The organism is Pseudoalteromonas sp. APC 3691 (assembly GCF_030408135.1).
Lineage (GTDB): Bacteria > Pseudomonadota > Gammaproteobacteria > Enterobacterales > Alteromonadaceae > Pseudoalteromonas.
In genome coordinates this window covers 1-18,210 of sequence record NZ_JASDCB010000079.1, presented here as the reverse complement: position 1 = coordinate 18,210, position 18,210 = coordinate 1, and the positions used below count along the sequence as shown (strand labels likewise).

The following is an 18,210-nucleotide window of genomic DNA, read 5'->3' as shown; positions in this document are numbered from 1 at the left end:
AGGGATAGCCACGCGGTATGAAAAGCTTGAACGAAATTATCATTCAATGCTCGCTTTAGCATTTACTATGATGTGGCTACCAATGTGGGCTGATTGATATATGTACTACAAAGATCAACAGCCCCTAGTGCGGCAATCATCATAAGCATAAAAAACAACGAGAAGCGTCTAAAAAACGGCTCTGTCTTAATGGCAAAATCACTTTTAAAGTGACGTAACCAAATGCCTATAGCAACTGGCACTAAGGTAATAAAAAATAATCCAAGCGATGTTGTTAAAATAGAAAAGCTAGCATCGTCTGCTGGGGCAAACTGACTCATAGCAAAGCCAATAATAAACGGTGTGGTCACTATACTAATTGCGGTAGAGGCGGCGGTTAAACTTACCGAAAGCGCTAAATTAGCTTTAGCGAGCTGACTTACTACATTTGACATAGTGCCGCCTGGGCAGGCAGCTAATATCATTAAACCAATAGCTATAGGCGTTGGTAGGTTAAGTAAATAACACAGCCCTAATGCTAATAAAGGCATTGCTACAAGTTGGCCCATTAAACCCATAACAATGGCAAGCGGGCTTTTAAATAGACGAGTAAAATCGGTTGTTGTGAGCCCAAGACCCATACCAAACATAATAAGTGCAAGAGCGAGCGGAAGTATTACTTCGGTTAATATAGATGCATTCAAGTTAGACTGCCTCGTTTATTATTGTTATTAATTGCGGTATTAGTTTTTAACTGTAACGCCCCTTTACAATAAATCCTAATGCTAGAGGCGTTACTTATTTAAAATAGTAGCAATGCGTTTATCCAGTTCTGGAAGTACATCTTGTTCAAACCATGGGTTCTTTTTAAGCCATATATTATTACGCGGACTCGGATGTGGAAGCACTAAATAATTTGGCCAATACTCACGCCACGATTTTACTAACTCCGTAAGTGGCATTTTTTTAGTCTCTGGTAAATGATACGCCTGCGCGTATTTACCAAGCACTATTGTCAGCTCAATATTTGGTAGTGCAGCCAATAATTGCTCGCGCCATGCAGGCGCACATTCTTTTCTCGGTGGTAAATCACCCGACTTCCCCCTACCCGGGTAGCAAAAGCCCATAGGTAAAATGGCTATATTATTAGCGTCGTAAAATTCATCACGTGTTAGCCCAAGCCATTCTCGCAGGCGGTTTCCGCTTGCATCGTTAAACGGCACACCTGTTTCGTGAACTTTGATTCCAGGTGCTTGCCCTGCAATTAAAATACGTGCGTTTTGGTTAAATTGTATAACAGGGCGAGCCCCTAAAGGTAAATGAGGTTCACAGATCACGCATTTACTAACTTGCTCTATTAATTGGTGACTATTCATGCTTATTTGGCCTTAAATGCTTAATATTTATCCTAAATGGCCATTTAGGATAAATGAGTTGGTAAAAAATCGGTTTATTTTAATTAAAACGAGCGTTAGTTAGTAAAATCGTGATCTTTAAGCTCATTCGCGCTACAAGCCTTGTAAAACCTAGCGTTGCTCGGCCCATACAGCAAATTCATTGCCGCTTGGCTCTGCAAAATGAAACCGGCAACCACCCGGAAATTCAAAAATAGGTTTTAAGATTGTGCCACCATGGAGTTGTACTTTTCTATACGTGGCGTGAATGTCGTTACTATAAAAAACCAATAGCGCAGCACCGTTTTGAGTTAGCGATTTAAGCGGCGCATTAAAAAAGCCACCATCGAGCCCTTGGCCACTAAACGCCGTGTATTCTGGGCCGTAGTCAGTAAACTGCCAATTAAATACACGACTAAAAAAGGCCTTAGTTGCGGGTAAGTCGCATGCAGGAAACTCAACGTAATTTAGTTTTTCGTGATCGCTCATCGTTATTCACTCTTTATTTTTACTCAGTTTATTAACCTTAAGCTTTACATAGAGCCTGTGCAATATCATTAAATAATATCAGATCAGTATTTTACTAAGTAACCAAGTACGTATAACTTACTTAAAAATTAAATATCACAAATGAGAATAACTATCTTTTGTATTTGTAACATATATAATAGCGCCTTTGTTTTATCCTCAGATTTAAATAAAGGGATTAATTAACTATGCAGGCACCTTTGCACAGTGCGCCATTCGATAAGGTTAACGTGATTGCGCTTATAGTAAAAAATGTAAGCAGTTATCGAGTTTTGGTATTTTTACGTTTTTTTATTGCCATAATTGGTGGCTATGCTTTTACCTCTGCAAGCACTGCGTTATTAAGCTTTGTGTTGCCAATAGCTAAACAAGACGCTGTGCTGTTTAGTGTTTCAATCAGCATTTTAATTTATGCCGTTGTATTTATTTATGCCTTTAGTGTTAAATCATTAAAAACAGTGTGGATCAGTATTTTACTAAGTACGGGAGCGTTCATTGGATTGCTTGCATTACTGAAGGGTTGGGTATGAAAGACAGCTTTTTCAGATCGATGACTTGGTTGCACACTTGGGTAGGGTTACTCGTTTGTTGGTTATTATATTTAATATTTTTTGCAGGGACTCTTAGCTTTTTTAGAGACGAAATAACGTTGTGGAATCAACCAGCCATACATAATGTGCAAGCCCAAACACAGCGTATAGAAGCGCAAAAACAACAAATAATTACAGGGTTCGATTACTTAGCTAACCATGGAGCTAACTCATCAAGCTGGCGTATTACATTACCCGAGCCACGCATTCCTTATTTAATTTATGGTTATGCAAAACCAAAAGAGCCAGGTCAGCGCCGCAGTAAGTTTGAAAACACACAGCTAAACCCTAATACCATGCAAGAGCTTGAGCCCTTTGTAGATACTAAAGGCGGTAACTTTTTTTATCGGCTGCACTATGATTTACATTACATGGATGCAATAACCGCACGCTGGATTGTGTGCTTTACTAGCTTTTTTATGCTGATTGCCATTATATCGGGGGTGGTTATTCATAAGCGTATTTTTAAAGATATGTTTAGCTTTAGGCGTAACAAAGGTAGCCGTACATGGTTAGATGCCCATAACTTAAGCTCTGTGCTTGCCCTTCCTTTTCATTTAATGATTACTTACACAGGCATGATTACGCTCATATTTATGTTGTTTCCCTACCCTGCAAAAGTAACTTACGATAACGGCATGCGTGGCTTTTTTAACGATGTAACCCCTCGCAACACCATGACCGATAAAGCCCAAGGCGAATCATCAATGGTGCCGATTCAAAGTGTTTTGGATCAGGTTTATACTAAGTGGCCTTATGCAGATATTACTCGCGTACAAGTTAACCAACCAAATATGGCAGCTTCAACAATTACCGTATTGGTAAGCGCAGGTAAAACACTACGTGACCAAGCACCACGCTTAATATTTAGTGGTGCTACAGGGCAAATGGTCGCTAAAACCGATGACGAGCTAACTAGCAGCAAAGCACTTTACGAATCGCTTAATTCTATGCATACAGGGCGTTTAGCTACGTGGTTGTTACGCTGGTTATATGTAATAGGCGGTATTGCAGGCTGTGTAATGATTGGCTCTGGCTGTATTATGTGGGCTAAACGAATTCGCGAGCGAACTAAAAATAACGTTAAACCTTCGTTTGGTTTAAAACTAGTTGAGGGGTTAAACCTAGCCACTATTATGGGACTTCCACTGGCAACGTGTGCATTTTTTATTGCTAACAGACTACTTAGCCCAACTACCGCAGAGCGCGCCGATAAAGAAATACTCGCGTTCTTTTTAACATGGCTAGCGGTTGCTCTTTTAGCACTTATAAAGCGCGACACACTGCAATGGCGAGTTATGGCAGCTATAAATGCTGTTACATGTTTTAGCGTACCGGTTATTAATGCACTTACAACTAACGGTAATCTAGTTAGCTATTTGATGCACGAACAGTGGGCTTTATTTACTTTTGATGCACTGTTTTTGTTATTTAGTATATTGTTTTTTATACAAACCGAAAAATTACGTACTGCTAAAAACAACTCAAAAATAACCAGCCCTAGTCAATCTAATAACTTTAAAGGGCAAAAACCATGATTGATTTACTTGGGTTTAGCCTATGCCTGCTCAGTTTTAACTGTTTTGCGCTAGCTAAGTATAATCATTTTAAAGATGTATTTAAAAAACGCCCTACAGAATCCCAACGTAAAAAGCTGCTATTAGTTGCTTGGATCAGTATTTTACTAAGTTTGGTGCTTTGTATAGTTACTCAAGATGGATATGGTGCATTACTATTTTGCGGATTTATGAGCCTAAGTGTCTTAATTATAATGGTTTTTTATAATTTTTTAGTAGGCTACGTGAAGTGGTTTAGTGTTTTAAATAGCGTGTTAGTTGTACTAAGTGGGTTGTTTTTAGCATTAAACTAGCCTTAGTTAGTAAAAACGTGATCCGTTACTTTCCCATATATTAGGCAAAAAAAATGGCAAGCTATATAGCTTGCCAACAATAGGGGATATTCAGTGTTTCCAATACTTGCTGTCTCACGGCAAGTACACACAATATAACCATAATATATTTAAGTTACTTTACAGTTAAATTACTCTTTTATTACTACTTTAAAAACGTATATAACTAACTGTAAACCCCCTTTACATAGTCTCTTGGTTTACCCAAATTATTTCATCGGTAGCAAAGCCCAACTCTTTAGCTTTAGTTAAAAAGTGTTCTTTAAGCTCTTTGCTAACCGTTGGTGTACGCGACAAAAACCACAAGTAATCTTTGTTGTAACTGGTTATAAATGCATATTGATAATCGGGTTGGTCAAGTTCAAAAATCACGTAAGCGCCATAAAATGGACCAAAAAACGAGACTTTAAAATGCCCTGTGTCGGTGCCCTTAATAAACTTGGCTAAGCCTTCGGCGTCATCCCATTTTTTATCATCCGTTAAATACCCTTTGTTAAGGACCTTTACTGTGCCGTCGTCGTTAATTGAATAAGTCGCGGTAACTTGCTCCATCCCTTCTTCGAATGAGTGATTGAGCCGCGCTATTTCAAACCATTTGCCTTTATATTTTTGTATATCAAAGTTTTTAACGGGTGTTATTCCCTCAGGAGGGCTGGTGCATGCACTAAGAAAAAATAACCCTGTAATAAGTAAACCGTATTTAATAGCCTTCATGAAAGCTCCTTTTTTAATTACATAAATCGTACGTATTATCTAAATATAAATGGATATAAAGTTTGCTAGCCGATTAAAAAAATTTGCTATAGGATCATATTAATTCTAAAGCAATAAAAATGACCATAGCATGAAAATTTGGGTAGATGCAGACGCGTGTCCTGTTGTTATAAAAGAAATACTTTTTAGAGCTGCAGAGCGTATGAAAATCGAGACTATTTTAGTGGCTAATCACGCAATGCGTATTCCGCCGTCAAAATATATAAGCCGCGTTCAAGTGTCGTCGGGGTTTGATGTAGCCGACGACGAAATAGTAAAACGTGTTGAAAAAGGCGATTTAGTTATTACGGGCGATATTCCGCTAGCAAGTGAAGTAATTGATAACGGCGGGCAAGCACTTAACCCTCGTGGCGAGCTTTATACCACCGAGAATATCCGCTCAATACTTAACGTGCGCGACTTTATGGATACCATGCGCTCAAGCGGCGTAGAAATGAGTGGTGGGCCGCCGCCACTTAGCCAAACCGATCGCCAAAACTTTGCAAATAACCTCGACCGTATTTTAGCGCAAAACAAGGCTAACTAACTTGAACACCCAATTAGTTGGCTTAGGTGATACGCAATTTAGCGTGGCGGTATACGTAGCAAAAGCGCCGCCCATGCCGTTTTTTGAAACACTTGAATGCCTAGAACCGGTTATAAATGAGCAAATAAATACCATAAACCAGCACTGTGGTAATGGTTGGCGCAAAGTGTTTAACGTGTATGCAAAAGTGCTATTTGCCCTGCCAAGTGAGCATTATTCATTTGCCAAACAAGCCCCTACTTGGCAACAATATCGCGATGAATTTTTACTGCAAAAAAACAGTAAAACCGCCCTGCTATTTAGCGCGCCTGGCACTACTATTACTTGCCCAGATAAAGCTACTAGCAATAAAAACCAGCTACATATAATTGCTGGGCGTACGCACGCTAAAAGCTTATTACAACAAGGTAAGTTGCATGCACAATTTGATTGGCTTGACGACGAGTTTGCAATAGACACAACTAACAACATTATTGTGTGCCCATATTTTGATTACAGGCAATTAAGTAATATAAAAATTGCGAGATTAAGCGAGCTAGTCGCGCAGCTAAAAAAATAACACATTGTAAGGAACGACCATGGCCGGAATTTTAGAGTTAAACGAATTATTAAAATCAATGCAGCCAGCGCTTAAGCAAGGCGAGTATATTTTTTGTTGCTTAGCAGGGAAATTGGCTGATTATGTTCACTTAGAGCCACTTGCCACTTACGTTGAAGAGGAAGGCCTAACCCTTATTTTAAAAGCTGAAACCGCCGATAAAGCAGGTATTACTTACGAGGGTAAATATAATTTAATTACCCTTAACGTACATTCAAGTTTAGAGGCCGTTGGGTTAACAGCTGCGGTATCTGCAAAGCTAACTGAGCATGGCATTAGCGCTAATGTGGTAGCTGCGTTTTATCACGACCATATTTTTGTACAAACAGACAAAGCACAAGCCGCGATGAAAGCGCTTTGTGAGATTGGTTAGGATTGCTGGCACAACAACGATTTGAGTGATGTGGATATTAGATCGTCGGGTGGCGCTTCGCTTAACCGACCTACGTATAAAATAAAAGCGTGGTGTAGAGAGGTTTATATAAAAACACCGAGTTTGTTCACTCGGTGTTTTTATTGGTGCTAAATAGCGGGTGCTTGTTTAGCTTGTAAAACTTAAACTACATATCCGCTAAAACCTAGCGCTTTAAAATACAGCTTCGGAATGCCAAATTTGCACTCATTTAGCAGTTCGCTAAAGCGCATTCTATCAAGCGGGTAAAACTCATTTTCTAAGTCGTGCCCTGTTTGTGTTTTACCTGTTTCGGTTAAACCCAATTGCGCGCACGTTGTAAGCTGGGCTTCGCGCTCAAATGAAGTTTCAGGGCGCATTAAATCTGCAATATAAAGGTTGGCGTCTTTTTTAAGGCTTCCTTTAATCGCTTTCAATAACTCTTTTTTATCGCCGTTATCTTGTACAAAATGCATTACCAATAAACATAAAACGGCATCGGCTTTAACCGATAATTTATCAACTGGGCCATTATGAATATTAACGCGGCTTACTATGCCTTGCTCATCAAATTGCTGCTTCGCGATAGCAAGCATATCGGCTGATGTATCTTGCGCGGTAAATTGCCATGTAGGGTTTAGTGCAGCCAGTGCAAGCACTTCTTTGCCTGTGCCTGCCCCTACTACTAAAATATGCGCATTATCGCTTAGCGTTGCTTTTAGCTGCGCGTTAGTGAGCTGATGTAATAATTCATAACCAGGAACTAAACGGGTTATACGGCTATCGTATTGTGTTGCTTGCTCGCCTGTAAACGTTGGCATTGTATCTCCTTGTTTTCAGTAATGTTGCTTATAAAACTTCAACTGTGGAATATCCACCTGGCTTTTTGGCTACATGCACTTGAGTGGCTACACGCTCGCTCATTTGTGTTACGTGCGATATAACGCCTACTTTTCTGCCTTGTGCTTGCAAAGAATCCAAAGCGTCCATTGCAATGCTTAGGGTTTCGCTGTCTAACGTACCAAACCCTTCGTCAATAAACAAAGAATTGATTTGTACTTTGTTTGACGAAAGCGATGCTAAACCAAGTGCAAGTGCGAGCGATACTAAAAATGACTCCCCGCCTGAGAGTGTATTAACAGAGCGTTGCTCGTCGGCCATGTCGCGATCGATAATCGCAATGTCGAGCGTTTGCGCTATGGCGGTTAATTCGTAACGTTTGTTGAGTGTTTTTAAATGGCTGTTGGCATAGTGCAGTAATATTTTTAACGTTTGTGTTTGCGCTAAGTTACGCATGGTTTTACCCGTTGCATCACCCAATACTTTATTAAGCAAGTGCCACTGCTCTACCTGTGTTTTAAGTTTAGTTAACTCGGCTTGTTTGCCTTCAAGCGCCTTTGCGTTTTGGTTGTGTTGCTCAATAGCGGTACTAGTTGCTAGTAATGAATTTTGCAGCTGCGTTTGTTGCTCGTTTAAGCTGCTTAGTTGCGTACTTAAAGCCTCTGCACTTTGCGTAGGTTTATCGCTACTGTTGTGTTTTTCAAGCGTAAGTTGCTGCTGTTTTAATGCGGCGTTTGCATCTGTTAGCGCTTGAGTTAACTGCTCGTGCTGATTTAAATGCGCTTTAATAGTATCGCTACTGAGCGTTAGTAAAATTTTGACCTGTTCGTGCGTTGCATTGCTATATTGCGCTTTAAAGTCAGTAAACCACTGGTTATAACGTGCCTCAAGCGTTGCTAGCTCTTGGCTGTTTTCAAGTAAGCGTTGCTCAACATTTTTAAGCGTTATAGCGTGCTCATCTCGTTGTTTTATCGCGTCGTCATATGCTTTTTGACTCGCTTGAACCTGCGATTGCATTTGCTCTTGCGCACTTGTAAGTTTTGCTTGGTAGTCGTCTGCGCTTATTTGCTCGTTATTAAATAAAGCTAAGCGCTCACTTTGCGTAGCGTTTAATAGCTCTTTAGCTTTTACAAACTCTTCATTAAGTGCTTTTAACGATTGTTCGTTGTTACTTATAAGCGGTGTGAGCTGCTTTATTTGCTCATTAGCTGTGTCTTGACGTTTTTGGCTTTGCTCAAGTTGCATTTGAGTTTGCTGATACTGCGTAACTTGCTCGTGCAACTGGGTAAGCTCAAGCGTATTGGCTTGTAGTTGCTGCCAAAAATCACTGTTTTCAAATTGGCTATTAAGCGTTGTACCGAGCTCGTTAATTTGCGCACTTAGTTCGCTATGCTTACTCGTTATTTGGTTTTGCTGATGTGTAAGCTCAAGGTGTTTATTACTAAGTTGCTGCTGTACTTGCTGCTCTGCTTTAAGTGATGCTAGTAGCTCATTTACTTTAGTTTGCAGTGTACGTTGACGTTTTTGCTGCTCAAAGTATTGCGCTTTTTGCTCCGTTAACTGCTTATAAGTTACTTCAAGCTGATCAGGCATTAAGTCGTTAAGCTCGGTGCGTGCACCTTGCATGGTATTTTTAATGTCGAGCTGTTTAGCTTTTGCTGTTTGTATTATTTGCTCAAGTTGTCCGTGTTCAGCAGTTAATACGGCATGTTGAGTTTGGTGCTTATGCAGCTCGCTTTGTGCATGGTCAAATTGCTTTTTAGCTATATTAAAAGCATTCTCAAAATCAGTAATTAAGTTATTTAATTGCTGATTTTGATTTACCGCATACGGGTGCTCCGTTGCGCCGCACACTAAACAAGGCTCATTAGGGCGAAGCTCTGTGCGTAAATGTTCTACGTTTTCGCTGGCTCTTAAGCGCGCTTGGTTAAGTGCGTACTCGCTGCCTTTAAGCGCTTGCTCGCTGGTTATTAAATGCTGATTAAGTAAAGCATGGGCTTGCTGGCTTTCATTTAACTGCTGATTAAGTACTTGTTGGCGTTGAGTGCTTTGTTTTAGTTCTGCGTTAAATTGCTTATAGCGCTCTCGCTGCTCTTTTAAGTAATCAATACTTTTTAGCTGCGCGTCGCAGTGCTCTGCATTAAATTCATTAAGCTGAGTATTTAATGCCTGTAAAGTTGATTGCTCACCACTAAGTGCCACCTCGCACTGCTGCACTTTATTATTTTGCGTATTTAAAAGATCGCTCTGATTTGCAAGCTCGCTATTAAGAGTTTGGCTTTGCGCAGCGTTTGCAGTTAATTGCTGCTGTGCATTTAAGTAAGTATTAAAGCTTTGCTGATAGTAGCTCCAGTCTTTTGCTAAAACATGCAGCTGTGCATGCTCATTAAGCCATTGCTGGCTTTTAGTTGATTCGGTATTAGCGAGTTCAAGCTCGCTATTGCTTTGTTTAAGCTGCTGTGTAAGCTCATCAAACTGAGATTGCTCTTTGGTTATTTGCGACTCAGTACCTTTTACAGCTTGAGTTTGCAAGGCAATGTTACTGTCGAGCTCTCGCGCTTTAGCTATAACGGGCGCTGCATTTTGTTTTTGCTCATTGGCGTTATTAAGCAGCTCGGTATGCTTAGTAAGCGCGGTATTACGCTCGTTAATTACCGCTAAATGATCAACATTTTTAAGCGATGAAATTTGCTGGTTTTGCGCCGTATTTTGATCGGTTAACAAAGTAAAACGGCTGCGGTTATCTTTTATTTCAAGCGCTTGTTTAGCTTGTTTTGCCTGCTCGCTTTGCTCAACGATACTTTCAAGCGCTGAGCTTGCTTGTTGCTGGGTTTGCTGTGCTTGCAGTAAGTTTTGCTCAAGCACTGTAGCTTGCTGATACCAGTTAAGTGCTTTTTCGGTTTTGGATAGCTCTTTTTTAGTGTGTTCGGTTTGCGCTTTTAAATCGGTTAACTTGGTTTGTTGTAGCTCAAGTTCTTCTGGTGTTAATAAGGTATAGCTTTCAAGACCAGCTTTAAGCGCTTCAAGCTTTGCTACTTGCTCTTTATGGCGCTCAAAAATACGCACGCCAATACGGCTAAATTTATCGGTGCCCGTTAAGCACTCTAAAAGTTGCGCTCGCTCATCGCCAGTGGCTTTTAAAAACGCAGCAAACTCATGTTGTGCTAAAAGCACGGCACGGGAGAACTGCTCAAAGTTAAGCCCTATTTTACTCTCGACTTCTTTTATTGTGTGGCTTTTGTCAGCTATTAAAGTTTCGTCTGGCAGGGTTACTAAAGTGTGCTCTGCTACTTTAAGTTTGCCTGTTACTTTTTTATGGGTGCGTGAAATTGTATAGCGCGCACGATAAAGCTGTTTATCTTGTCCTAAAAAGTCGACCTCGGCGTAGCCTTCCCATGTACCTCTGCGTAGCAAGTTTCGCGCATCATTAAGCTTAATGCTGTCGCCGTTAAACTCAATTAAGTTACCTTTATCACCGCGCAGCCTCGCTGTTTTTGTATAAAGGGCTAAACAAATGGCATCTAAAAAAGTACTTTTACCAGCGCCAGTATCGCCTGTGATGGCAAATAGACCTGCGTCTTTTAATGGGGCTTTAGTAAAATCTATTTCAGCGTCAACTATTGAGGCTAAATTATGAATACGAACTGCGGTTATTTTCATAGTTGTTCTTGCTCCGTTAGCTCGTTTATCACGTCACTTAAAAGTGCTTTTAGCTCATCGGGTACGCTTTGCCCTGCCATGTCTTTATCGTTTGCGAACGCTTGTTCTAATAGGTTTAGTGGGTTGAGCATTTCAACTTCGCTTAAATCTTCAAATACGGTGTTGTCGTCATTTTGCGCTGATTGCTCACGTACACGTTCAATACCACAAAATTTAATATGCTTGCCTTCAAGTGCTTGTTCTATTTGTTCTCTGAAGGTGGTGTCGGTATCGCTTGATTTAAGCTTTACACGTAAATAAGGCGCTATTGTATTTTGTGCAGTGTCGAGCGCTTTAATTTGCTCGCATAGTTCGCTTAATGGTACACACTCCCCTTTTGGTAAAATAATTACATCGGCAGAGCGCGGAATGTAAAGGGGGTTTACAGTTGTACTAATATGTTGTTTTTCATCAGTAATAAACTCAACAACATTTACTTGGTGCGTGTAGTTACGTTCTGAAAACGACATAGGGATAGGTGTGCCGCTGTAGCGAATAACATCACTTTTAGCGACTTGTTGCGCTTTGTGTAAATGCCCAAGGGCAACGTAGTTGGCTTGTTTACCAAATACATTGGCTGAAATAGACTCTTCACCACCTATTACTAAGTTACGCTCAGAATCACTTGAGATATCCCCGCCTTTTGCGTGTAAATGCCCCATAACTATTAATGGTGAGTTTTGCTCATTCTCATTAAGAGCTTGCTTTAGTGCAAGCTCGTAAGCTTTTGAAACGCCTTGAGCATAACTAAGGCCGTTTTCGGTTTGGCTAAGTAAACTTACATCACTTGCGCGTAAAAATGGCATAGCGACGATTACAGCGCGTTTACCATTGGTATTTATGGTAATAACAGTTTCGTCGGGTGTTGCGACATCAAAGCGCCCTACTACGTGAGTATCAAACTGTGCAAGTAATGGCTGAGCTGCCAAAATACGATTTGCAGAGTCGTGGTTACCCGCAATAATCACTACGTGTAATAATGGGCATGCTTTTTTGGCGTCTTTAATAAATTGATAAAGCTGATTTTCGGCGCTAGCACTTGGTGTCGCTGTATGATAAATATCGCCCGCAACTAAAAGTAAGTCTATTTGTTGTTCAACAAGAGTGGCTAATAACCATGTAAAAAAAGCTTGATGTTCAACACGGCGATCGTGTTCGTAAAATTGTTGGCCAAGGTGCCAATCTGAGGTGTGGAGGACTTTCATGTCGCGCTCTTAATAAAACCGTAAGAGCGCCAATATACCCAAGGCTGTTAAAGATGCAAGCCTAAGGCATGCATTACGTTAGGTTAAACTGTACCAAGCTGAAAAAACAACCGGTAATGCTAAAAGTGCCATTAATAATGGAATTTTTAACGTTTTAGTTTGTTTTGCGTGTAGCGCCTTTAGTGCATTAGTTTCGTTGCACGCTGCTACTTTATCGATATAAAAATAACCCGAATCGAGATACTGCTTACAGTTATTCTCACTTGCTGGAATCGCAATTAGTTCTTGTTGTTTTTTTAGGATGTAAAAATCCATAAGCCCACCGCATTTCTTGCTAGTAATCGATATTAATTTGAGGATAAATGTGACGAATTTATTTGCCTCAAATAAAAAGGTTGGCGATTTTAAATATAAACAGCACTAAAGATCAACCTAAAATTACACTATTTGTCATTTATCGTACAAATAGCGAATATTAATGAAGTTCGGCAATATTTGAGCCAATTATTTACTCGTTTCACTGTGTTTTTGTTCAGTAGAAAGGGCTTTTAGGCCATTTTACTTGTTGCGAATTAGTAATACTTATACGTAGGATTAATGGTTTACCTGGTAATGCCAAAGCAATACTTTTTTAGCAATATATATAAAATGAATGAATGAATGATATTTTTTTAAGTTCTGGGACTTTGTATTTAACCGATCAAAACCATTATTAAAACCCAATTTTGTAAACCCCCTTTACAGTTCTTATCTATTCGTATTTTGTTACAAAATAATTGTATTTTTCAATCTAAAAAACTAAGTGAACATCACCCTAAAAATACGGTACTTGGTCGCTAATTTATTGAAGCTAACTGGTATATTTGTCAAAGTACGCTCACAAAATTATATTAGGACTAAAAATGAAAAAAATAGGTCTTACGCTAAGTGCTTTTTTATTGCCGTTCGCAATATCTAGTGCAGCTATGGCGTCTTCGGTTGAGCAAACAAAAGGTTCTTTTGTTGATAAATTTCGTCAATTAGACGAAGCACTTCCTACACCCAATGTATATCGTAGTGCCGCTGGCGAACCAGGTGAAAAATACTGGCAGCAACGTGTAAATTACGATATTGATGTGAAGCTAGATGAAAAAAAGCACCGCATTACCGGTAGCCAAAGCATTGAATATAAAAATAACTCACCACATACGCTTAAATATTTATGGTTACAGTTAGATCAAAATATTTTTAAAAGTGACTCTATTGCCGAAACAACTAAAACATTTAAAAGCACTTTAGAAAGCCTACCAGCTCAAAAGCCCGCTAAATTAAGTTTAGGCGAATTACGTCGTCAGCAATTTATGAGCGACAACGAACTGGGTTATACAATCAGTGGCGTAAAAGATGAAGATGGTAAAGAGCTACGCGTAACTGTAGTTGATACCTTAATGCGCATCGATTTAAACGAGCCGTTAAAACCAGGTAAAGAAGTCGAATTTAGCATGAACTTTGCCTTCAACATTGTTGAAGAAGATGCAGTGGGTGCACGTTCTGGTTACGAGCACTTTGAAGAAGACGGCAACGACATATTCTTAATTGCTCAGTGGTTTCCTCGTTTAGCGGCTTATACCGATTACGAAGCATGGACAAACAAGCCGTTTTTAGGCTCTGGTGAGTTTACGCTTGAGTTTGGTGATTACGATGTTGAGATTACTGTTCCGGCAGATCACATTGTATCGGCAACAGGTAAACTTGATAACGCGAGCAAAGTACTTACAAGTACTCAGCGCAAACGTTTAAAGCAAGCCGAAACATCTAAGCGTCCTGTGTTTATTGTTAACGCAGAAGAAGCGCTAGAAAACGAAAAAGAAGGCACCGACAAAACTAAAACGTGGCACTTTAAAGCGCAAAACGTACGTGACTTTGCTTGGGCGTCGTCTCGTAAGTTTATGTGGGATGCAAAGGGTTATCAGCAAGGTGGTGACGTTCAGCCTTTAGTTATGGCAATGTCGTTCTTCCCTAAAGAAGGTGGTGACTTATGGGAGAAGTACTCAACTGAAGCGGTAGTACACACAATGGAAGTGTACTCTAAGTATTCTTTTGACTACCCATACCCAACTGCGCAATCGGTAAATGGCCCTGTTGGCGGTATGGAATACCCAATGATTACCTTTAACGGCCCACGTACTAAGTTACAAGATGATGGTACACGTACTTATTCTCAAGCTGAAAAGCGCTTTTTACTTGGCGTAGTTATTCATGAAGTGGGTCATATTTACTTTCCAATGATTGTTAACTCAGATGAGCGCCAATGGACGTGGATGGATGAAGGCTTAAATAGCTTTTTAGATGGCGTTGCTGGTCGTGAATGGGATCCTACTATTCCTTGGGGTGTTGAGCCTCGCGATATAGTGAGCTACATGAAGTCTGAAAACCAAGTACCTGTTATGACTCAGTCAGACAGTGTATTACGCTTAGGCCCTAATGCTTATACTAAACCTGCAGCAGCCCTTAATATTTTACGTGAAGTAATTTTAGGTCGTGACTTATTCGACTTTGCATTTAAAGAGTATGCTCAGCGCTGGAAATACAAGCGCCCTACTCCAGCTGATTTTTTCCGTACAATGGAAGAAGCCTCTGGTGTTGATTTAGATTGGTTTTGGCGTGGCTGGTTTTACACCACAGACCATGTAGATATCTCTTTAGATAAAGTATATCAACTACGTTTAGACACTAAAAACCCTGATATTGATTACAGCCGTTTACGTGATATTGAAGCAGACAAACCTACTTCATTATTTGTTGAGCGTAACCGCGCACAGGGTAAAAAAACATGGGTTGAGAAAAACTCTGATGTTACCGATTTTTATGACGAAAACGACCGTTTTACTGTAACCAATAAAGAACGTAACTCGTACAATAAGTTTTTAAAAGGCTTAGAGCCGTGGGAGCGTAAAACGCTTGAGCGTGCTTTAGAAGAAGATAAAAACTATTACGTTATGGAATTTTCAAACCTTGGTGGTTTGGTAATGCCTATTTTATTAGAGCTAACATATGAAGATGGCACTAAAGAAGAGCGCTATATTCCTGCTGAAATTTGGCGTCGTAATTATAAAAACGTTCAAAAGCTGATTGTTACCGATAAAAACAAACCGCTTGTATCAGTTACTGTTGACCCAGGCTGGGAAACAGCTGACGTAGATGTTGAAAACAATAACTACCCTCGTCGTATTATTCCTTCACGTATTGAAGTGTTTAAAAAGGAAAAGAGTAAAGCTAAAGTAAGTCGCGATATCATGCAAGATATTAAAACTGAGCTTAAAACTGATGAGAAGAAAGACGAAAAGGATGACGGTGAGGAGCAGCAATAATGCGCTTTTTGCTTATTATTGTTTGCCTTTTAGTTGCTGCGCCAAGTATGGCGCATCAACTAAAGTCGTCAGTTACAACCGTACTTTTTAATAAACGAACGCATAATGTTGAATTAATGCATCGCTTTTATTTACATGATACTGAACACGCCGTAGGAACATTGTTTAAAGGCAAAATTGATATTATTAGTAATAAAGCCGACCAACAACGTTTTGCTAAGTATGTTGAATCGCATGTTGCTCTACAAACGTTAAGTGGCGAACCTTTACCACTTAGCTTTGTAGGGGCACAAGTTGATGGTAAGTTTTTTTGGGTTTACCAAGAAGCACCAATTCCTGCAGGAATTGAAGGAATTAAAATGAGTAATGGCGCACTTCGTGATTTATGGCCATCTCAGGTAAATATGGTAAACGTTGAGGGCAAAGGTAAGATTAAAACTTTAAACTTTGCTCAAGATGATACTTGGCTCGAAGCCCGCTTTGAGCAAAATTAATATTTAAAACTTCCCCAACCGACGCGCACAGCAGTTGTTTATGTGCGCGTTTTCTTCATACGTTTAAACTGCGTTCATGTTTGATCTGTTATTTGTAAATTTACGTAAAATTTGTGAGTTCAATTTGTATATTTACCTTTTTTTGCGCATGATATATCAAGCACTTAAATTACTTTGTTATCAATAGATTGATAATGGTGCGTATTAATATTTAAATATAGTTAGTTTCATTTATCCCTTTGTATTTACCGGCCTAGGGCATAAGCAGTAGAGAATTTTATGTTTAAATTTCATTTAGTAATAACTAAATTCAGGGAATGATATGACTACTCAGGTTGAGGCTATTTTTGGAGTGATTTTTGATTTAGATGGAACATTGGTTTCATCTAAATTAGATTTTGCATTAATAAAGGCCCAAATAGGTTGCCCTTGCGAGCAAGACTTACTTGATTACATTGCTCAGTTGCCCTCACCGTATATGCGTGAAGAGGCAATGAATATAGTTCACCAACACGAATTAATAGATGCACAACATGCCAGTATATTACCTGGTGTGAGTGAAGCTATTCATGCTTTAAAGTCTAAAAATATTCCGATGGCGATTGTTACTCGCAATTTTGATAAAGCAGCGGCAATTAAATTACAAAATAATCCACTCCCTATCAGCACAGTTTTAACGCGAAGCGATGCCCCAGCAAAGCCAGATCCCAGCGCTTTAAATGCCATTGCTACACTTTGGAACATTAACGCCAGAAATTTACTTTATGTAGGCGATTACCTTTACGACATTCAAGCTGCGCACAATGCAAATATGCGCGCGTGTTTATACGCTCCAGAGTCAACGCCTGCTTATGCCGATCAGGCAGATTACGTTTTACATGACTTTGTTGAATTAGTGACATTAGTTGAGAGTTATTCTGAAAAAATAGAGTTATGTTAAATAGGGTGCTATTAAATTTATTTAAGAATAAGTGCTATGTTATTTAAATTACAAAATAACGTTTGTTCCTAGCCCAATACGTTTTGAATTGGTAAAATACCGCAAAACGTAACGTATTCATTAGGGGCACAAAATGGGCAGAGCATTTGTAGTTCGTCAAAGTTCTATGATCAAAACAGCCAATGCAAAAACAAAAGTAAACTCAAAGTATGGTAAAGAGATTTACGTTGCAGCAAAAAGTGGCGATCCCGATCCCGAAGTAAATCAAACACTACGCCGTCTAATCGAAAAAGCTAAAAAAGACCAAGTACCAGCGCACGTTATCGATAAAGCAATTGAAAAAGCAGCCGGTGGTGCAGGGGAAGATTACTCTGTTGCCCGTTACGAAGGCTATGGCCCAGGTAATTGCATGGTTATTGTTGACTGTTTAACTGACAATCCGAACCGTACAATTAAAGATGTACGTTTGCCATTTACTAAAACAGACTCAAAAATTGGTACTCCTGGCTGTGTAGCACATATGTTTGATCATTATGCGGTACTTGGCTTTGCGGGTGATGACGACGAAATAGTATTAGAAGCATTAATGATGGCTGATGTTGATGTTAGCGATGTTGAAGCCGAGGACGGTAAAATATCGGTATTTGCACCGCCAACAGAATACTTTAAAGCTAAAACAGCCCTTGAAGACGCATTTGAAGGCATTAACTTTGAAGTAGACGAAATTACGTTTATTCCTCAAGTTAATATTGAAATTGAAGACGAAGAAGTTATTGCTAACTTTGATAAATTTATAAATATGCTTGAAGATTGTGACGATGTACAAAATATTTATCACAATGCTATTGTAAAAAATTAGATTTAATTAGGGGCTGTTGATCTTTGTAGTACATATATCAATCAGCCCACATTGGTAGCCACATCATAGTAAATGCTAAAGCGAGCATTGAATGATAATTTCGTTCAAGCTTTTCATACCGCGTGGCTATCCCT

At 39.5% G+C, this 18,210-nt stretch carries 17 protein-coding genes and 3 pseudogenes; 11 read left to right on the top strand and 9 right to left on the bottom strand.

Annotation, left to right across the window (positions count from 1 at the left end; genetic code table 11):
* A pseudogene (locus tag QL998_RS18385) lies at positions 1 to 97 on the top strand (IS5/IS1182 family transposase); the annotation flags it as partial.
* 28 nt (positions 98 to 125) lie between these two features.
* Here the strand turns inward: QL998_RS18385 and QL998_RS18380 are convergent.
* The 3 genes and pseudogenes from QL998_RS18380 to QL998_RS18370 all read right to left on the bottom strand — a co-directional run.
* A pseudogene (locus QL998_RS18380) lies at positions 126 to 683 on the bottom strand (bile acid:sodium symporter); the annotation flags it as partial.
* 90 nt (positions 684 to 773) lie between these two features.
* Positions 774 to 1,355, bottom strand: a complete 582-nt coding sequence (locus QL998_RS18375) for a uracil-DNA glycosylase family protein (RefSeq protein WP_290193238.1) — start codon at positions 1,353 to 1,355, stop codon at positions 774 to 776.
* Between the two features lie 150 nt (positions 1,356 to 1,505).
* Positions 1,506 to 1,862, bottom strand: coding sequence for a VOC family protein (locus QL998_RS18370; RefSeq protein ID WP_024595859.1), 357 nt, complete (start codon positions 1,860 to 1,862; stop codon positions 1,506 to 1,508).
* Positions 1,863 to 2,089: 227 nt separating this feature from the next.
* Here QL998_RS18370 and QL998_RS18365 point away from each other — a divergent pair, with 227 nt between their 5' ends.
* From QL998_RS18365 to QL998_RS18355, 3 genes are read left to right on the top strand one after another with little or no spacing between them, the layout of a single operon-like run.
* Complete coding sequence (locus tag QL998_RS18365; RefSeq protein WP_290193237.1) at positions 2,090 to 2,431, top strand: hypothetical protein; 342 nt, start codon at positions 2,090 to 2,092, stop codon at positions 2,429 to 2,431.
* Positions 2,428 to 4,029 carry a PepSY-associated TM helix domain-containing protein gene (locus QL998_RS18360; protein WP_290193236.1) on the top strand — a complete coding sequence of 534 codons (1,602 nt, stop codon included), beginning with the start codon at positions 2,428 to 2,430 and terminating at the stop codon, positions 4,027 to 4,029. The genes QL998_RS18365 and QL998_RS18360 overlap by 4 nt, the downstream gene beginning before the upstream one ends.
* Positions 4,026 to 4,361 carry a DUF3325 domain-containing protein gene (locus tag QL998_RS18355; RefSeq protein ID WP_182736899.1) on the top strand — a complete coding sequence of 112 codons (336 nt, stop codon included), beginning with the start codon at positions 4,026 to 4,028 and terminating at the stop codon, positions 4,359 to 4,361. The genes QL998_RS18360 and QL998_RS18355 overlap by 4 nt, the downstream gene beginning before the upstream one ends.
* Before the next feature lie 222 nt (positions 4,362 to 4,583).
* On the opposite strand, the gene QL998_RS18350 is transcribed toward QL998_RS18355, so the two are convergent.
* A complete protein-coding gene (locus QL998_RS18350; protein WP_290193235.1) occupies positions 4,584 to 5,114 on the bottom strand; it encodes a lipocalin family protein in 531 nt (176 codons plus the stop codon).
* Positions 5,115 to 5,244: 130 nt separating this feature from the next.
* On the opposite strand from QL998_RS18350, the gene QL998_RS18345 reads away from it, so the two are divergent.
* The 3 genes from QL998_RS18345 to QL998_RS18335 are packed head-to-tail and all read left to right on the top strand — an operon-like array spanning position 5,245 to position 6,671.
* The gene (locus tag QL998_RS18345) at positions 5,245 to 5,700 is read left to right on the top strand and encodes a YaiI/YqxD family protein (protein ID WP_002959175.1); all 456 of its coding nucleotides are present in this window, start codon (positions 5,245 to 5,247) and stop codon (positions 5,698 to 5,700) included.
* Between the two features lies 1 nt (position 5,701).
* The gene (locus tag QL998_RS18340) at positions 5,702 to 6,259 is read left to right on the top strand and encodes a hypothetical protein (RefSeq protein ID WP_290193234.1); all 558 of its coding nucleotides are present in this window, start codon (positions 5,702 to 5,704) and stop codon (positions 6,257 to 6,259) included.
* A gap of 19 nt (positions 6,260 to 6,278) precedes the next feature.
* The gene (locus QL998_RS18335) at positions 6,279 to 6,671 is read left to right on the top strand and encodes an ACT domain-containing protein (RefSeq protein ID WP_290193233.1); all 393 of its coding nucleotides are present in this window, start codon (positions 6,279 to 6,281) and stop codon (positions 6,669 to 6,671) included.
* Positions 6,672 to 6,853: 182 nt separating this feature from the next.
* Here the strand turns inward: QL998_RS18335 and QL998_RS18330 are convergent, their stop codons facing one another.
* The 4 genes from QL998_RS18330 to QL998_RS18315 form a co-directional block, all read right to left on the bottom strand.
* Positions 6,854 to 7,510, bottom strand: coding sequence for a class I SAM-dependent methyltransferase (locus tag QL998_RS18330; protein WP_197149941.1), 657 nt, complete (start codon positions 7,508 to 7,510; stop codon positions 6,854 to 6,856).
* 28 nt (positions 7,511 to 7,538) lie between these two features.
* Positions 7,539 to 11,189: an AAA family ATPase gene (locus QL998_RS18325; protein ID WP_290193232.1), complete on the bottom strand. Its 3,651-nt coding sequence runs from the start codon at positions 11,187 to 11,189 to the stop codon at positions 7,539 to 7,541.
* Entirely contained in the window at positions 11,186 to 12,433 is a 1,248-nt protein-coding gene (locus QL998_RS18320; RefSeq protein ID WP_290193231.1) for an exonuclease SbcCD subunit D C-terminal domain-containing protein, read from the bottom strand. Before QL998_RS18320 ends, QL998_RS18325 begins: the two co-directional genes overlap by 4 nt.
* A gap of 78 nt (positions 12,434 to 12,511) precedes the next feature.
* Entirely contained in the window at positions 12,512 to 12,748 is a 237-nt protein-coding gene (locus QL998_RS18315; RefSeq protein WP_002959190.1) for a hypothetical protein, read from the bottom strand.
* A gap of 587 nt (positions 12,749 to 13,335) precedes the next feature.
* On the opposite strand from QL998_RS18315, the gene QL998_RS18310 reads away from it, so the two are divergent.
* From QL998_RS18310 to QL998_RS18295, 4 genes are all read left to right on the top strand, one after another.
* Positions 13,336 to 15,783, top strand: a complete 2,448-nt coding sequence (locus QL998_RS18310; protein ID WP_290193230.1) for a M1 family metallopeptidase — start codon at positions 13,336 to 13,338, stop codon at positions 15,781 to 15,783.
* On the top strand, positions 15,783 to 16,277 hold the full coding sequence (locus QL998_RS18305; protein ID WP_024605824.1) for a DUF6702 family protein: 495 nt from the start codon (positions 15,783 to 15,785) through the stop codon (positions 16,275 to 16,277). Before QL998_RS18310 ends, QL998_RS18305 begins: the two co-directional genes overlap by 1 nt.
* Before the next feature lie 322 nt (positions 16,278 to 16,599).
* Entirely contained in the window at positions 16,600 to 17,217 is a 618-nt protein-coding gene (locus tag QL998_RS18300) for an HAD family hydrolase (RefSeq protein WP_024605825.1), read from the top strand.
* Positions 17,218 to 17,350: 133 nt separating this feature from the next.
* Positions 17,351 to 18,076 carry a YebC/PmpR family DNA-binding transcriptional regulator gene (locus tag QL998_RS18295; protein WP_024591562.1) on the top strand — a complete coding sequence of 242 codons (726 nt, stop codon included), beginning with the start codon at positions 17,351 to 17,353 and terminating at the stop codon, positions 18,074 to 18,076.
* A gap of 37 nt (positions 18,077 to 18,113) precedes the next feature.
* Here the strand turns inward: QL998_RS18295 and QL998_RS18290 are convergent.
* Positions 18,114 to 18,210, bottom strand: a pseudogene (locus QL998_RS18290) (IS5/IS1182 family transposase); the annotation flags it as partial.

Bases quoted from the DNA above. Each gene is read 5' to 3' on its own strand.
- QL998_RS18350 (WP_290193235.1), bottom strand. From the start codon at position 5,114: ATGAAGGCTATTAAATACGGTTTACTTATTACAGGGTTATTTTTTCTT.
- QL998_RS18370 (WP_024595859.1), bottom strand. From the start codon at position 1,862: ATGAGCGATCACGAAAAACTAAATTACGTTGAGTTTCCTGCATGCGAC.
- QL998_RS18365 (WP_290193237.1), top strand. From the start codon at position 2,090: ATGCAGGCACCTTTGCACAGTGCGCCATTCGATAAGGTTAACGTGATT.
- QL998_RS18335 (WP_290193233.1), top strand. From the start codon at position 6,279: ATGGCCGGAATTTTAGAGTTAAACGAATTATTAAAATCAATGCAGCCA.
- QL998_RS18345 (WP_002959175.1), top strand. From the start codon at position 5,245: ATGAAAATTTGGGTAGATGCAGACGCGTGTCCTGTTGTTATAAAAGAA.
- QL998_RS18310 (WP_290193230.1), top strand. From the start codon at position 13,336: ATGAAAAAAATAGGTCTTACGCTAAGTGCTTTTTTATTGCCGTTCGCA.
- QL998_RS18355 (WP_182736899.1), top strand. From the start codon at position 4,026: ATGATTGATTTACTTGGGTTTAGCCTATGCCTGCTCAGTTTTAACTGT.
- QL998_RS18330 (WP_197149941.1), bottom strand. From the start codon at position 7,510: ATGCCAACGTTTACAGGCGAGCAAGCAACACAATACGATAGCCGTATA.
- QL998_RS18300 (WP_024605825.1), top strand. From the start codon at position 16,600: ATGACTACTCAGGTTGAGGCTATTTTTGGAGTGATTTTTGATTTAGAT.
- QL998_RS18305 (WP_024605824.1), top strand. From the start codon at position 15,783: ATGCGCTTTTTGCTTATTATTGTTTGCCTTTTAGTTGCTGCGCCAAGT.
- QL998_RS18315 (WP_002959190.1), bottom strand. From the start codon at position 12,748: ATGGATTTTTACATCCTAAAAAAACAACAAGAACTAATTGCGATTCCA.
- QL998_RS18375 (WP_290193238.1), bottom strand. From the start codon at position 1,355: ATGAATAGTCACCAATTAATAGAGCAAGTTAGTAAATGCGTGATCTGT.
- QL998_RS18360 (WP_290193236.1), top strand. From the start codon at position 2,428: ATGAAAGACAGCTTTTTCAGATCGATGACTTGGTTGCACACTTGGGTA.
- QL998_RS18320 (WP_290193231.1), bottom strand. From the start codon at position 12,433: ATGAAAGTCCTCCACACCTCAGATTGGCACCTTGGCCAACAATTTTAC.
- QL998_RS18295 (WP_024591562.1), top strand. From the start codon at position 17,351: ATGGGCAGAGCATTTGTAGTTCGTCAAAGTTCTATGATCAAAACAGCC.
- QL998_RS18325 (WP_290193232.1), bottom strand. From the start codon at position 11,189: ATGAAAATAACCGCAGTTCGTATTCATAATTTAGCCTCAATAGTTGAC.